General features: G+C 69.0%; 18 protein-coding genes. 17 read left to right on the top strand and 1 reads right to left on the bottom strand.

What is annotated here, in order from left to right; translation table 11 throughout:
• The first annotated feature begins 60 nt into the window (after positions 1–60).
• From AC3IPP_RS05705 to AC3IPP_RS05720, 4 genes are read left to right on the top strand one after another with little or no spacing between them, the layout of a single operon-like run.
• Positions 61–573 carry a GNAT family N-acetyltransferase gene (locus AC3IPP_RS05705; protein WP_489150673.1) on the top strand — a complete coding sequence of 171 codons (513 nt, stop codon included), beginning with the start codon at positions 61–63 and terminating at the stop codon, positions 571–573.
• Between the two features lie 48 nt (positions 574–621).
• The gene (locus AC3IPP_RS05710; RefSeq protein WP_489150674.1) at positions 622–1,188 is read left to right on the top strand and encodes a DUF1285 domain-containing protein; all 567 of its coding nucleotides are present in this window, start codon (positions 622–624) and stop codon (positions 1,186–1,188) included.
• Positions 1,185–1,859 carry an NUDIX hydrolase gene (locus AC3IPP_RS05715; protein WP_489150675.1) on the top strand — a complete coding sequence of 225 codons (675 nt, stop codon included), beginning with the start codon at positions 1,185–1,187 and terminating at the stop codon, positions 1,857–1,859. Before AC3IPP_RS05710 ends, AC3IPP_RS05715 begins: the two co-directional genes overlap by 4 nt.
• On the top strand, positions 1,856–3,064 hold the full coding sequence (locus tag AC3IPP_RS05720; RefSeq protein WP_489150676.1) for a CCA tRNA nucleotidyltransferase: 1,209 nt from the start codon (positions 1,856–1,858) through the stop codon (positions 3,062–3,064). The genes AC3IPP_RS05715 and AC3IPP_RS05720 overlap by 4 nt, the downstream gene beginning before the upstream one ends.
• Here AC3IPP_RS05720 and AC3IPP_RS05725 read toward each other — a convergent pair.
• Positions 3,045–3,992 (bottom strand): endonuclease/exonuclease/phosphatase family protein, encoded by a 948-nt coding sequence (locus tag AC3IPP_RS05725; protein WP_489150677.1) that lies wholly within the window; start codon positions 3,990–3,992, stop codon positions 3,045–3,047. The genes AC3IPP_RS05720 and AC3IPP_RS05725 overlap by 20 nt on opposite strands.
• A 226-nt stretch (positions 3,993–4,218) precedes the next feature.
• Here AC3IPP_RS05725 and AC3IPP_RS05730 point away from each other — a divergent pair, with 226 nt between their 5' ends.
• The 13 genes from AC3IPP_RS05730 (at position 4,219) to AC3IPP_RS05790 (ending at position 14,672) form a co-directional block, all read left to right on the top strand.
• Positions 4,219–5,694 (top strand): DUF2793 domain-containing protein, encoded by a 1,476-nt coding sequence (locus AC3IPP_RS05730; protein WP_489150678.1) that lies wholly within the window; start codon positions 4,219–4,221, stop codon positions 5,692–5,694.
• Positions 5,695–5,699: 5 nt separating this feature from the next.
• Positions 5,700–5,885: a hypothetical protein gene (locus tag AC3IPP_RS05735; protein WP_489150679.1), complete on the top strand. Its 186-nt coding sequence runs from the start codon at positions 5,700–5,702 to the stop codon at positions 5,883–5,885.
• Positions 5,882–6,148 (top strand): hypothetical protein, encoded by a 267-nt coding sequence (locus AC3IPP_RS05740; RefSeq protein ID WP_489150680.1) that lies wholly within the window; start codon positions 5,882–5,884, stop codon positions 6,146–6,148. Before AC3IPP_RS05735 ends, AC3IPP_RS05740 begins: the two co-directional genes overlap by 4 nt.
• Complete coding sequence (locus AC3IPP_RS05745; RefSeq protein WP_489150681.1) at positions 6,145–6,528, top strand: M15 family metallopeptidase; 384 nt, start codon at positions 6,145–6,147, stop codon at positions 6,526–6,528. The genes AC3IPP_RS05740 and AC3IPP_RS05745 overlap by 4 nt, the downstream gene beginning before the upstream one ends.
• Complete coding sequence (locus AC3IPP_RS05750) at positions 6,525–6,947, top strand: hypothetical protein (RefSeq protein ID WP_489150682.1); 423 nt, start codon at positions 6,525–6,527, stop codon at positions 6,945–6,947. The genes AC3IPP_RS05745 and AC3IPP_RS05750 overlap by 4 nt, the downstream gene beginning before the upstream one ends.
• Entirely contained in the window at positions 6,934–7,158 is a 225-nt protein-coding gene (locus AC3IPP_RS05755; protein WP_256968185.1) for a hypothetical protein, read from the top strand. Before AC3IPP_RS05750 ends, AC3IPP_RS05755 begins: the two co-directional genes overlap by 14 nt.
• A gap of 210 nt (positions 7,159–7,368) precedes the next feature.
• Positions 7,369–8,175, top strand: a complete 807-nt coding sequence (locus AC3IPP_RS05760; RefSeq protein ID WP_087140799.1) for a flagellin — start codon at positions 7,369–7,371, stop codon at positions 8,173–8,175.
• A gap of 111 nt (positions 8,176–8,286) precedes the next feature.
• A complete protein-coding gene (locus tag AC3IPP_RS05765) occupies positions 8,287–9,090 on the top strand; it encodes a flagellin (protein ID WP_087140798.1) in 804 nt (267 codons plus the stop codon).
• A gap of 91 nt (positions 9,091–9,181) precedes the next feature.
• Complete coding sequence (locus AC3IPP_RS05770; RefSeq protein WP_489150683.1) at positions 9,182–9,463, top strand: flagellar protein FlaG; 282 nt, start codon at positions 9,182–9,184, stop codon at positions 9,461–9,463.
• A 133-nt stretch (positions 9,464–9,596) separates the two neighbouring features.
• Positions 9,597–10,535: a flagellin N-terminal helical domain-containing protein gene (locus tag AC3IPP_RS05775; RefSeq protein ID WP_087140796.1), complete on the top strand. Its 939-nt coding sequence runs from the start codon at positions 9,597–9,599 to the stop codon at positions 10,533–10,535.
• A gap of 246 nt (positions 10,536–10,781) precedes the next feature.
• Complete coding sequence (locus tag AC3IPP_RS05780) at positions 10,782–13,499, top strand: NHL repeat-containing protein (RefSeq protein WP_489150684.1); 2,718 nt, start codon at positions 10,782–10,784, stop codon at positions 13,497–13,499.
• Positions 13,500–13,578: 79 nt separating this feature from the next.
• Complete coding sequence (locus tag AC3IPP_RS05785) at positions 13,579–14,247, top strand: hypothetical protein (protein WP_489150685.1); 669 nt, start codon at positions 13,579–13,581, stop codon at positions 14,245–14,247.
• Positions 14,244–14,672, top strand: coding sequence for a hypothetical protein (locus tag AC3IPP_RS05790; protein ID WP_489150686.1), 429 nt, complete (start codon positions 14,244–14,246; stop codon positions 14,670–14,672). Before AC3IPP_RS05785 ends, AC3IPP_RS05790 begins: the two co-directional genes overlap by 4 nt.
• Positions 14,673–14,743 lie beyond the last annotated feature (71 nt).

The raw sequence follows: 14,743 nt of genomic DNA on the forward strand, positions 1-14,743 counted from the left end.
CCCGCCGTTTCGCCGAAGATCGCGATTGATTCGAGGGGCGCGGGGGATTAGGGGCCGCGCATGAACGCCGCGCCCGCCTCCGCCGTCTCCGCCGAACCGCATTTCGCGGGCGGAATTGTGCGTGAAACGCCCAAGGATTCCGCGGCGATCGACGCCCTGGTCATCGCGGCTTTCGGTCCCGGCCGCTTCGCCAAGACCGCCGAGCGTCTGCGCGAGCGTGCGCCGTTGGCGGCGGGGTTCTGCCTGCTTGAAGACGGCCGCCTGATCGGCTCGGTGCGGCTGTGGGCGATCCTGACGGGCGAGGCGAAGTCGGTCTTTCTGGGGCCCATCGCCGTGGACAAGGCCAGCCGCAGCACCGGACTGGGCGGCGAACTGGTGCGCGCCTGCATCGAAGAGGCCAAGGTGCGGGGGCTGGACGGCATCCTGCTGGTCGGCGATCCGCCCTATTTCTCGCGCTTCGGATTCGTGCCTGCGCCGGACGCCGTGCTGCCGGGGCCGGTGGATCAGCGCCGGGTCATGTGGCTGCCCTTCACCGCAGCGGCGCCGGTCGGGACGGTTCGACCCGACGCTTGAGCCGGGCGCGGCCTTCCTTTGCAGGGCGACGCATCCCATAGTTTGGATATGACGAACCCACCGACATCGTCCGGCTCCGGTCTGGCCAGCGTGGCCGAGGCCGCGCGTCAGGCGCCGGGGCGGGGTCTGCCGCCCGTGCATCTGTGGCATCCGGAACATTGCGGCGAGATCGACATCCTGATCCGCGCCGACGGCGTGTGGATGCATGAAGGCTCGCCCATCGGTCGGGCAGAACTGGTGCGGCTGTTCTCGACGGTGCTGAGGAAGGACCCGGACGGCTATCATCTGGTCACGCCGGTCGAGAAGCTGAAGATCGCGGTCGAGGACCTGCCGTTCCGCGCCGTGGCTGTGCGCCAAGACGGTGCGGCGCTGGTCTTCACCACGGATCAGGGCGATGAGGCCGTCGCCGGGCCTGACCACGCCATCGTCGTCGAAACAGACGCGACGACCGGCGAGCCTGCGCCGCGCGTTCATGTGCGAGGCGATCTGTGGGCGCGGATCGCGCGGCCCGTCTTCTATGAACTGGTCGAGCGAGCGCGGGAGACGGACGGGCGACTGGCCGTGCGGTCGGGCGGGGTGACGTTTCCGCTGGGACCGGAAGGGGCGGGGCTTTGACCTGTTCCGGCTTGAAGGCGCGCCTGCAGCAGCGTCTGGACCCGGTGTCCGACTGGTCGCCGCAGCGTGTGGCGGTGCGGTCCGACTATGACCTGAACCCCGATTTCAGCCGCCCGAAGGTCAAGCTGAGGCCTGCGGCGGTGCTGATCCCCATCATCGCGCGGGAGGACGGGCCCAGCGTCCTGCTGACCCGCCGATCCGACAGTCTGGCCAGTCATACGGGGCAGATCGCCTTTGCGGGCGGGCGGCTCGAGCCGGGCGAGACGGCGCTGGACGCGGCTCTGCGCGAGGCGTGGGAGGAGATCGCGCTGGACCCCGCCGTGGTCGAGCCGCTGGGGCTGGGCGATCCCTATGAGACGGGCACGGGCTTTCTGGTGACGCCGGTTGTGGGCTGGCTGACGACGCCGCCGATCGTCACCGCCTCGCCCGCCGAGGTGGCCGAGCTGTTCGAGGCGCCGTGGGACTTCCTGATGGACCCGGTGAACCATCGCCGTGACTATTACGATCAGGAGAACGGGCCGCGCCGCTGGTTCTGGGCCATGCCCTATCGCGAGCGCTACATCTGGGGGGCGACGGCGGGCATTCTGAAGGGACTGTTCAACCGGCTCTATGGCGAGGAAGCCGCGCCGTTGCGGGCCGCAGAGGCCGACGCGACCGAGCATGTGGAATGAGCCGCGTGCTTGGGGGCCAGGATTGGCTGACGGCCAGCGCGACGCAGGCGGTGATGGCCGCGCTGGCGGCGGCGGGCGGGGCGGACTGCGCCCGTTTTGTCGGCGGCTGCGTGCGTAATGCGGTGCTGGGCGCGCCGATCGACGATGTGGACATCGCCACTGTCCTGACGCCCGAGGCGGTGGTCAGAGCGCTGAAGGCGGCGGGCCTGAAGAGCGTGCCGACCGGCATGGAGCACGGCACGGTGACGGCCATATCGGAGCGTCAGCCGTTCGAGATCACCACCCTGCGCCGGGATGTATCGACCGACGGACGGCGCGCCACGGTCGCCTTCACCGATGACTGGGCCGAGGATGCGGCGCGGCGGGATTTCCGGCTGAACGCCCTTTACGCCGACGCTGAAGGGCTGATCCTGGACCCGACGGGGGCGGGGTATGAGGACGCGCTGGCCGGGCGGATCGTCTTCGTCGGCGAGCCGGAACAGCGGATTCGCGAGGACTATCTGCGGATACTGCGTTTCTATCGCTTTTTCGCCTGGTACGGGCGCGGGGCGCCGGATGCGGCGGCGGTCGCAGCCTGCGCCGCCTTGGCCGAGGGCGTAGAACGGCTGTCGGCTGAACGGGTGTCGAAGGAGTTGCTCAAGCTGCTGGCCGCCCCCGATCCGCGCGCGGCGGTGCGGCTGATGGATCGTGCGGGCGTGCTGGGCCGCGTCATGCCGCAACCCAAAAGCCTGTCTCTGTTCGAGGCGATGGTCGGGATCAGTCCGGACCCGGTGTTGCGTCTGTCGGCGCTGTTGCCGGATGAGGCTGGGGCCGTGCGCGAGGCGGCGCTGAAGCTGCGGCTGTCGAACGCCCAGAGGGACCGACTGGTCGAGGCTGTCGCCGAACGCATCGACACGACAATGAGCGAGGCTCAGGCGCGCGCCGCCATCTGGCGCGTCGGGCGTCAGGCGGTCGAGGATCGGCTCTATCGTGCATGGGCATCGGGCGCAGAAGTCGGGGCGGTGCAGCGTCTATTGATGCTGGCGGCGGACTGGACGCCGCCGAAGCTGCCGGTCGGCGGCAAGGATCTGGCGCGGCAGGGCCTGTCGCCGGGGCCTGAGACGGGGCGGCTGTTGAAGGCCTTTGAAGAGAGCTGGATCGCCGACGACTTCCCTGACCACGGGCATGAGGCGCGGCTGAAGGCCCTTATGACGCGGCCCGGCTGATGCGCACGATCACCGGACGGTGGTCCGAACCCGTCTTCTGGCCCAGCCGTCGCTCGACCAGCGCCAGATCGGGCGAGCGCCAGACGTGATCGATGGTGATGCCGAGGAAGGCGGGCAGGGCCGAGGGCCAGGTGCCGGGCCGGGCAGGGGCGGGGATCAGGCCTGTCTCGGCCTTGATCTGACGACCGATGCGGCCACTGGAGACGCTGTTGAAGTCGCCCGCCACGACGACCGGACCCTCCAGCCCGGCGCGCAGTCCGGCGAGGCGCTGCGCCTGGCTGATCTGGCCGTAGGGATGCTGGAAGGGCCAGGGCCGTGTCATGTGGACGGCGATCAGGCTGACCGGCCCCAGCGGCGTTTCGGCCTGAGCGACCAAGGCGGCCAGACCCTGACCATCGGCGTCACGCACACGGCGTAGAGGCAGGCGGGAGGCGATCACCGAGCGCGCGGCGCCGCTGGGCCGGTCCTTGCGCGGGGTGCTGACGCGGTGCGGATAGGCGCTCAGGATCGTGTCCAGCTGCGCGGCTGGGGCGTCGCCCAGCTCGATCAGCATGACCACGTCGGCGTCGGCTTGTTCGATGGAATGGGCGATGGCCGCCACATCCTGATTTCGGGCCCACAGATTGGCGGAATAGATGGTCAGGGTTTCCGGTCCGGCGGCGCGGCCTTTCTCAGGCGTCCACTGCGGCCAGACGGCTAGAAGCAGCAGCCCCGCCACGCCTGCGCCCAGCGCCGCCATGTCCCACAGGCGGAGCAGCAGGAAGAGGCCGCACAGCGCGACGGTCGTGATCAGGGCGGGCGCGGTGAACTGGGTCAGCAGGTCGGGCAGGCGGTGGCCGATGCGGCTGAGCGCCGAAACGGCGACCAGGCCGGGCGGCGCCAGCAGGGCCAGGGCGGTCAGCCGCATCAGGGCCTGGGTCAGGGTCATGCTGCGACCTTTGGTGAAAACGTGTGGAGGCGTCGGTTAGCGCGTCGGCGCCAGACCTGTCGAGCGTGGCCTCATGCGGCTGAATGCGCGGGCGGAGCGTGAGGCGATAGCGCGCCTGGCGCAGCCAATCCCTGAAAATTCCCGGCTTTGACGCACGCCGGGGCGGATCGGCGCGCCGGGGTTCGCCGCCTGAGCAGACTGCGGTCTCAACCTTTGGAGACCGCTCATGAGCGATGACGCCAGCGCGCGGCTGGGCCTGCCTTATCTGGCGGCCGGGCAGTTGCAGAAACATGTGACCCTGAACGAGGCCCTGACCCGCCTGGACGCCTTGATCCAGACGGCGGTGGTCAGCCGCACCACGACGCAGCAGCCCGCCGATCCGGCCGAGGGCGCGCTCTACATCCTGCCGGAGGCGGCGACGGGCGCGGACTGGGCAGCGCATTCGGCAGGCAGTCTGCTGCGGCATGAGCGGGGCGGCTGGATTTCTGTCCCGGCGCCGGACGGCCTGCTGGCCGTGGTGCTGGACAGCGAGGAGATTCTGGTCCGGCGCGCAGGCGTCTGGACGCCCCTGTCCTTCGGCCCGCCGGAGGAGGTTCAGCAGATCACGCGCCTCGGCGTGAACACGACGGCGGATGCGACGAATGTCGTCGCCGTGCGCGCCAACAAGGCGCTGTGGACCGCGCTGGAGAGCGAGAGCGGCGGCGACGGCGATCTGCGCTTCACCTTCAACAAGCAGACGGCGGGCGATGTCCTGTCCCTGCTGTTCCAGAGCGGCTGGGGCGGACGGGCCGAACTGGGGCTGGTCGGCGATGACGATCTGCGGCTGAAGGTCAGCCCCGACGGCGGCGCCTGGCATGAGGCGCTGCGGATCGACCGCAGCACGGGCCGCGCCTGGTTCGGACAGGGCGCGACGCGGCGCGAGACGACGGTGCTGACGACCTCGGCCAGTTGGACGCCGCCGGTCTGGGCGCGCTGGATCGAGGCGGTCTGCGTAGGCGGCGGCGGGGGCGGCGGCGCCGGTCTGGCCGGAGCCTTCGGCACGGCTCGGTATGGCGGCGGCGGCGGCGGCGCAGGCGGCGTCATGACGACCTGGTGGCCGGCTGTGAATCTGTCGGGAGGGCTGGACGTCACTGTGGGCGCGGGCGGCGCAGGCGGCGCCGTATCGGGCGTGGCGGGCGGCCAGGGCGCGGCGAGTTTGGTGAAGACCGGCGCCCAGATCCTGCTGACCGGCGAGGGCGGACGGGGCGGCGCCGGCGGCTCTGCGGCGTCGGGGATCGGCGGCGAGGGCGGCGGCCTGCCGCCCTCCAACGCAGGCGGAGCCTCTTCCATTTCGGCGGCGGGTGAAGCCGGGCAGGCGACGGCGCGTCCCGATGGCCCTGGCGCAGGCGGCGCGGGCGGCGGCCTTAGCGCGGCCAATGCGGCGCAGGCCGGAGGCGCAGGCGGCGACGGCGCTCTTCTGCTTTTGAAGGCGGCGGGAGGAGCGGCCGATGGGGCTCTGGGGCAGGCGGCGCCCTGGCCGGACCTGCACTGGGCTGGAGGAGGCGGCGCAGGCGGCGGTGCGGTGGCGTCCGGCTCCGGCCATGCGGGCGGACCCGGCGGCCTTCATGGCGGCGGCGGAGGCGGCGGCGGCGGCGGCGTGACGGCGGCGGGCGCGGGCGGCGCGGGCGCGGCCGGCGTGGTCTGGCTGACGGCGGTGGGGTGAACGCCATGATCCGACGCCTGCATCGCATCATCGACGCTGAGGACGCCCTGTCGTTGGGCGAGTTGGACCCGCTGTTGGACGCAGAGGCCTGGGCTGCGCCCGAGCGCCTCTCGGCGGATGACTGTTTCGACCATCTGGGCGGCGACTGGCGAAGCTCGGCCGCGCCCCATGACCCGGAGGACGGGCAATGACCTTTGAGCATCAACCGGCGGCGCAATCCGCTGAACTGGCCGAGGGCCGCTGGCTGTGGCGGCGCCTCTATGTCTATGCCGCCAGCCTGGCGCTGTGGCTGCTGTTGCGGCTGGCGGTGACGCGGGCGACGGCGGCGGACCTGCCGCGCATCGCCGAGGGGCTGATGGGGCTGATCGCCCTGATGCTGCTGCTCTATCTGGTGGCGCCCAGCGCGCAGCAGATCGTCAATCTGGCGCGGTTGCGTGCGGGAGGGCGGCCATGAGCTTTCACCTGTCGCAACGCTCACGCGAGCGGCTGAAGGGCGTCCATCCCGATCTGGTCGCCGTGGTCGAGGCGGCGATCCGCCTGACGCCGGTGGACTTCATGATCACGGAAGGGTTGCGCACGCCCGCGCGTCAGGCGGAACTGGTGCGGACCGGAGCCAGTCGGACGTTGAACTCGCGTCACCTGACAGGCCATGCGGTGGACGTGGCCGCCTGGGTCGACGGTCAGGTGCGCTGGGACTGGCCGCTGTATCCGCGCATCGCCGGGGCGTTCAAGGCGGCGGCTGCGGCTACGGGCGCGCCGCTGATCTGGGGCGGGGACTGGCCGCGCCTGCGTGACGGACCGCATTTCGAACTGGATCGGAGGGCCTATCCATGACGGGCCGCTTCCTGCGGGTTCTGACGCCGTTCGGCTGGTGGGCGACGATGCTGGCGGTCGGCGTATTGTTGCTGATCGTCGGGCGGGGACTGGGTTTGCGCTGGGATCCTCTGCACCTTCAGGCGCGCCGGATGGAGGCGATCCAGCAGCGCCTCAGCCGGGCGGAAGCCGAGGCGTCCGCCCGCAGTCTGGAGGCCGCCGCACGCGGCCGCCAGGTCGAGAGTCTCGACGCCTTTCACCGCAACGCCAAGGCCGTGACGCAGGCGACTGTCGCGGCTGAAATTCGAGCGAGGACCGCTGATGATGCTGATACGCCCCTGGACCCTGATCGTGCTCAGCGCCTGCGCGATCATGACCGCGAGTTGTGCCGCCTTGCGCCCGTTATCGCCGGTTGCGCCGCCCCGGTTGATCCTGGCTGAGGCGGCGACGCAGCCTTGCGAACTGGCCGTGCTGCCCGAGCGTCCGACGGCGGCGGATCTGGAGGCGGCCTATGTACGGCGCGGCGCGCAGGTGACGGCGTGCGACGCTGCCCGGCGCCTGGCGGTTGAGACGCTGAGGGCTGAACGCGACTTGATAGATGCCTGGGCGCAGGGACGAGGTGCGGCTGGGCCGATATTGCCGGGCGACTAGGCAAAAAGCGCCGAGTTGACGGCCTGACCGGCAAATATTGCCGGGTTCGGCGGCGTGCTCTTCAAGCGCTAATGTTGAAAAATCAATGCTGTACGCTCCATGCGGGGTCGTCGGCGTCTGGCCCGTTCCTTGCGGCGTGAGCGGCCGAGCAGAAAGCTCCCGACAGCCAAAATGGCGTCGGACATCGTCTGAAGACAAAGGACAGCCAAAATGGCTAACAGCATCAACACCAATGCTGGCGCTCTCATCGCCCTGCAAAACCTGAACGCGACGAATCGTGACCTGAACGTCGCGCAAAACCGCGTGAACACGGGTCTGAAGGTCTCTACGGCCAAGGACAACGGCGCGATCTTCGCCATCGCCACCGCACAGCGCGCCGAAATGGGCGCTCTGGACTCGGTGAAGCAGTCGATCCAGCGCGGTCAGTCGATCGTCGACGTGGCCCTGGCCGCCGGCGAAACCATCACCAAGGCCCTGGAAGAACAGAAGAGCCTGGCGGTCGCCATCGCTTCGTCGAGCGGCGCTGCCCAGACGGCTTACCTGGCCGACTACAACGCCCTGGGCGGTGAAATCACCAAGGCTCTGGCCGGCGCGACCTTCGACGGCGTGAACCTGTTCTCCAACACGACCCAGCAGTCGGTTCTGACCAGCACCTCGGGCGCGACCCAGAACATCGGCACGGGCGCGGCGATCACCGTCGCCACTACGGCTACGCTGACGGCGCCGGCCGACGCCACGGCCGCTCAGGCCGCCATCACTGCGGTGAACACGGCCATCAGCGGCTTCACCGCCGAACTCGGCAAGCTGGGCACCCAGTCGAAGTCGATGGAGCGTCAGCTGACCTTCGTCAGCAAGATGCAGGACTCGCTGGAAGTCGGCATCGGCAACCTGGTCGACGCCGACCTGGCCAAGGAAAGCGCCCGCCTGACGGCTCTGCAGACCAAGCAGCAGCTGGGCGTGCAGGCGCTGTCGATCGCGAACCAGTCCAGCTCGATCCTGCTGGGCCTGTTCCGCTAACGCTGAAGGCGGCGGTTGAGGCCGCCGCCTGACCACCTCTCGCTACCGAGCAGAATGCTCACCGACGCCAAAACGGCGTCGGCCATCGTCTGAAGACAAAGGACAGCCAAAATGGCTAACAGCATCAACACCAATGCGGGCGCTCTCATCGCCCTGCAAAACCTGAACGCGACGAACCGCGACCTCAACGTCACGCAGAACCGCGTCAACACCGGCCTGAAGGTCTCCACGGCCAAGGACAACGGCGCCATCTTCGCCATCGCCACGTCGCAGCGCGCCGAAATGGGCGCTCTGGACTCGGTGAAGCAGTCGATCCAGCGCGGTCAGTCGATCGTCGACGTGGCCCTGGCCGCCGGCGAGATCGTCACCAAGGCTCTGGAAGAACAGAAGGGTCTGGCGGTCGCCATTGCTTCGTCGACCGGCGCAGCTCAAACGGCTTACCTGGCCGACTTCAACGCCCTGGGCAATGAAATCACCAAGGCCCTGGGCGGCGCGAGCTTCGACGGCGTGAACCTGTTCAAGGCCAACGCGGCGGCTGTGGATGTCCGCACCGGCACCGGCGCGGCCGACACCTTCACCGTGAAGGCGATCGCCGCAGCGGACACCGCCGTCGCCACCGCAGGCGGCGCAGCGACCGTGGCCACCGCCACGACCGCTGCGGTCGAGGGCGCCATCACGGCCTTCACCGCCGTGCTGGGCGACCTGGGCACCAAGTCCAAGTCCATGGATCGTCAGTTGACCTTCGTCAGCAAGATGCAGGACTCGCTGGAAGTCGGCATCGGCAACCTGGTGGACGCCGACCTGGCCAAGGAAAGCGCTCGCCTGACGGCTCTGCAGACCAAGCAGCAGCTGGGCGTGCAGGCGCTGTCGATCGCGAACCAGTCCAGCTCGATCCTGCTGGGCCTGTTCCGCTAATCCGACGCGGTTAGGGAAGGGGCGAGCCGCTGGGTTCGCCCCTTTCTCGCGTCGTTGAGACGGGAGGCGCGGCAGGTCCGCGCAGAGGGATATGGCTGACAATGTCGCAGGAGTATCCAGCGTAACCTACCTTGATCGCGAGCCGCAGGGCCTAGCGATCGAGCCGAGGCCTGCCGTTCAGGCGCAGCAAGACGCCGCCGATGACGCCGGCCGTTACCGACTGACGATCGAACGTGAGGCGACGGGCTATGTCTACAAGACCCTGGACCGCGTGACGGGCGAGGTGATCCGCCAGTTTCCCCGCGAGGAAGTGCTGAAACTGCGCCAAAGCCCAGCCTACGACGTCGGGAAGATCATCAAGACCGAGGCTTGAGCTTCGCGTCCAGGACTGCAGCGCCCCTCGGCATGGCCGGGCGGCGTTAACAGGCGTTGCGACGGCGTTAACCATACGCTCAGGAATCAGCGTCACTAATGCTCGCCAGAATCGGACTGAGGCGAGAACAGCCATGAGCAACAGCGTAATCACCAATGCGTCGGCGCTTGTCGCGCTTCAGAACCTGAACGCCACCAACTCCAAGCTGGCGGCGACCCAGAGCCGAGTGAATACGGGCCTGAAGGTGCAGGGCGCGCGCGACAACGCCGCGACCTGGGCTGTCGCCCAGAACCAGCGCGCCGACATGAATGCGCTGGAATCGGTCAAGACCAGCCTGAACCGCGCCACTTCCATCGCCGATGTCGCCCTGGCGGCCGGTCAGCAGATTTCCGACATCCTGGTGGAGCTGCGTCAGAAGGCCACGGCGGCGGCTGATCCGTCGGCCTCCGACGCGACCCGCAAGGCCTACAACGACGAGTTCCAGTCGCTGCTGAAGTCGCTACAGTCGTTCGCGGACAACGCCGCCTTCGACGGCGAGAACATTCTGAACGGCAAGGTCCCCGGCGTGACGCCTACGCCGAACCCGCTGACGCCCCTGAACTTCCTGGCCAATGCGGATGCGTCTGAGACGATCACCATGAACCGTCAGGACATGACGCTGGAGGGGCTCGGGCTGAATGATGTTTTCGGCGGCACCCCCGGCAACGCTGGTCCGGATGGCATTGCGGGTAATGCGGACGACGTGGCGGCGGTGCCCGGAACGGCTGCGCCCAGCCTGCTGACGGAAGCGAATGCGACAGAGGTGCTGGCCGCGGTCGAGACCGCGCTTGCGACGGCCAACTCCAGGCTCGCCGAACTGGGCGCTCAGTCCAAGCAGATCGAGAAGCACACCCTGTTCGTCACCAAGCTGATGGACTCGTTGGAGGTCGGCGTCGGCAATCTGGTCGATGCGGACATGGCCCGTGAAAGCGCGCGCCTGCAGGCTCTGCAGGTTCAGCAGCAACTGGGCGCTCAGGCGCTGTCGATCGCCAACCAGGCGCCGCAGATCATCCTGTCGCTGTTCAAGGGCTGATCGCGGCCCTAGCCCAGCCGCCGGTGCGCGCCGTGTCCTAGCGACAGGGGAGGCGGCCGACGGCGGGTCGGTCGGGGGATCAGGCCATAGAGGCTCATCAGCCTCAACAATATCCAGCGCACGCGTGACATGGGTGGTCTCACCTCGGCTGTGGCGAGGCGAAAACGACGCCGTCGGACGCCGGTTCCTGGCGACGGTTAAACAGTTCGTTACCGCAGTGGGCGATGCTGACGGGCGGAGGTTTGCGTGGCGGCGATCAACAACAGCTATCTGCTCGGTCTTTTCGGCACGGGGACGGGTCTCGGCGGCCTGCCTTCGGCCGCGCCTGCGCCAAAGCCCAAGACGCAGCCGACTGCGCCCTGGACGCTGACGCCCAAGGAAAAGCCGAGCCAATCGGACCTGCTGCGCGCGGCGCTGAGCGGACGCAAACTCGTCAACGAAGAGAATGCGGTCCTTGACGTCAAAGGCGCCTCGTCTGGCGACTATCGCAAGATTTTCGCCATGTATCAGGGGCTCACCATGCTGGAAGCCCTGACGACGCGGGCGGGCGAGCGCGGCGTGGGCAGGCTGGAGGCGGACCAGTTGTCGCGCCGTTTCGCCTCGGGCGTGGCCGAGATGACGGACTTCCTGGCTTCGGCCCAGTTCGACGGCGTTCGCATCGTACAGGGCGTCTCGGCCTCGCAGAGCCAGTCCACGGCGGCCGTCGCGCGCGACAACTCGAAATATCTGACCGGCCCGATCCATGACGGCGCCCTGACCGACCCGGTCGCCGCCTTCCAGGGCGACGTGCGCTTCGGCGTCACGGTGAAGACCATGGCGGGAACCCAGACCGTCAATATCGACCTGGCCGAGATGGGGACGACGCCGCGCACGATGGATGCGGTGCTGGAGCACATCAACGGCAAGCTGGAAGCGGCGGGCGTGCAGACCCGCATCCACCGCCAGATGATTGAGGCCGAGCCGCGGACCGTGAAGGCTGGCGACAAGACCATCACCCTGCCGGCCGGGCCGACGCGCTGGGGACTGACGGTCGGCGGAACCTCGGTGGAGACGATCAGCTTCGTTCCCGCCGTGGCGCGCGATTCGATCCAAGTGGTGCAGGGCGTCGGAACCAAGGGCGCTCATGAGGTGCTGAAGTTCGATCCCGACGGCAATCCGGTCGCCGGAGCGGGCGGCGAGAGTTTCTGGGTCGAGGGACGTAGCGGCGTCTCCAACCTGCCGGACGGCGTTGAGACGGTGCGCGCCAGCGCCGCAGGGCCGGACGGCTCCATGTGGATCGTGGCCGACGTTAACGCCGGTTCCTCGACGCAACCGATCAAGGGACAGGCCGACGTCGTCCTGATGAAGCTGGATTCGGCGGGCAATGTGGTGGTCAGCCGGGCTCTGGGCGCGGCCTCCAAAGCCAGCGGCTACGCCATCGCCGTGGATGCGGACGGACGGGTGGCGGTGGCCGGCTCGGTGGTCGGCGCCCTGGTTCCGGGTGAAGCGGGAGCCTCGGCCACGACGGCGGACAGCTTCGTCACCGTCTTCGACGCCGAGGGCCGCGAGCAGTGGACCCAGAGGCGCGGCGCCAGGGCCGAGGACGAGGCGACGGCCGTCTCATTCGGCGCTGACGGCCGGGTCTATGTGGCGGGCCGGGCCAAGTCAGCCATGCCGGGAACCTCGGCCGTGGGCGGCTGGGACGGCTACGTTCAGGCCTTCAGCGAAAGCCAGATCCACAGCCTGGCGCCGATCAAGGCGACAGCGACGGGCGCCGCCCAGTTCGGCACGGCGGGCGACGACAACGTGCAGGCCATGACCGTCGATGGCGACAACCTTTATACGGCGGGGGTCGAGAACGGCGCCTTCGTGCTGCGCCATTTCCGCGTCGGTCCGACGGGCGCGCCTGAACTGCTGAGCGTGCGCGATCTGGGCGCGTCCTCGGGCGGCGAGATCGCCGGTCTGGCGGTGGCGGACGGGCGGCTGATCGTGTCGGGCGCGACCGGCAACGGCGCTCTGAACGCGGGTCAGGCCGCCAACGCGCACGCGGGAGGCCAGGACGCCTTCGTCGCCACGCTGTCCACGGATCTGGTCGCTTCGGGCGCGGATCGGCTGACCTATTACGGCGGCGAGGGCGACGACACGGCCGCTGACGTCAAGGTGCATGACGGCAAGGTCTGGCTGACTGGCGTTTCGGACCGCCCAATCGGCGCCAAGAAAGAGGACGCCACGCGCGGTTATCTGGCGCGGCTGGACGCTCAGACCGGTCAGGTGGAATGGAGCCAGACCTGGACGGCGGCCGAGGGGCAGGCCAAGCCGCTGGCTCTGACGGTTTCGTCCGGCGGCGCCAGCGTTCTGGATCGCTTGGGGCTGCCGCAAGGCGAGATCGACCAGAGCGATTCCAAGGCCCTGGTGGACGCCACCGCCGTTCGCGCCGGCGATCGCTTCTATGTGCAGAACCCGACGACCGGGCGGCAGACCGCTGTAACCATCGAGGCCAAGGACACGCTGCAGTCCCTGGCGCGCAAGATCGAACTGGCCTCGGGCCGCCATCTCAAGGTCACGATCAAGACGGACCGGGACTATCTGACGGGCATGGACGGCGACACGCGTGTGACCAGCGGCGGTGTCCAGCGCCTGTCGATCACCAGCGCCGATGGGCGGGCGGGGGCCGTGCTGATCCCCGGTGAAGGGGGGCGCGACGCCCTGGCGGGGCTGGGCCTGACGCCCGGATTCATCGGCAAGTCGGCGGACGACAAGAAGAAGACCTTCGGCGTCGACCTGTCGCCGCTGCTCAACCTGTCCAGCGCTGAAGCCATCGCCAAGTCCAAGGATCAGGTGCAACTGGCGATCAAGGCCATGCGCGACGCCTATCGCGCCCTGTCGCCCGAAGCGTCCAAGCCGCCGGTCACGGGGCAGGCGCCGGCCTATCTGCAGGCGCAGCTGGCCAACTATCAGGCCGCACTGGCGCGACTCACAGGCTAAGCCGGGATGAACGGCGCTTTCGGTTGACGGCCGTGGGGCGGACGGGGTTAGTGGGGCCTTCGTTAGCGTTGAGAGCTGCATGGCCCTTTCCAAAGACAATCGCACGGTCCTGATCGTCGGCGCCGGCCTGGCCGTCGTCGGCGCGGTGGCGGCCGCCCTGGTGTTCAGCGGCGGGCGCGACGGACCTGTCGAGGCGCCGCCGGCGTCCAAGGGGGGGCTGACCATCGACGTCGCCGAGGCCCCGACCCTGGAGCCGACGCGCGAGCTGCGTTGCTTCGTCGACGGACAGTTCGTCGGCCTGGCCACCCTGGCCGACTGCGCCCAGAAGAACGGCGTGGCCACCAGCGCCCTGGACGTCGGCCTGGATTCGACTGGCTCCCTGGTCGCGGCGCCGACGGCCTCCTTCGCGCCCCCGCCCGAGGTTCCCGCCGTGGCGATGGCCGACGCCGCGCCTGTCGGTCAGCCCAGCGCCGCCGACGCCGCGCGTCCTGCGACCGCCGCATCGGGCACGGCCTGTCTGCGCCACACGGGTTCGGAATGGCGGCAGGTGTCGGGCAATATGAGCCTGGGCGCCTGCGTTCAGGCCCTCTACGCTGGAACCTGCGTGCGGCCGGGCGACGCCCAGTACGGGCGCTGGGGCGACACCACCCTGCGTCTGGTGCCGCGCCGCGTCGAGCAGTCCAGCGACAACAACCGCTTCCGCACCCTGGCCCAGCAGGACCGCAACTGTCAGTTCCCGGAGCTGTGACGAAGGTGCGTGTTCTGACTTCTGGATTGGCCGTCGTGCTCGGCTCGACCGCCTTGGCGGCTTGCGGCACGCCTCAGCTCAAGGCGCCGACCGACAAGGGCGTCTGCTATCACGTCGGCGAACTGGCCAGCGAGGCGCCGCGCTTTAACGTGGTGGCGCGCGATCAGCCGCAGATCGAGTTCTGCGCCGCGCGACTGGAAGAGATGCGCCTGAAGTTTCTGAGCCTAGGCGGCAGCAACAATGAGATGGTCGGCGCCTATCAGGGGCAGTTCATCTTCATCGATCGCGCAGGCGTCAAATTCAGCAAGAGCCTGGATGGCGCACGGTTCTTCGCCCTGGCGCGGACCGGCGACGGCCGTCTGGCCATTCCCGGCGCCATCCAGCGCCAGATCGACGGCCGCCCGGTCGCCGTGGCGCCCAACTAATCCGCCTTCGCGCGGGCGAACGAAACTAGAACATCGCGTCCGTTTCGGTTAAGGAACGGACGACAAGACGA

It is taken from the genome of Brevundimonas sp. KH_060 (assembly GCF_057838275.1).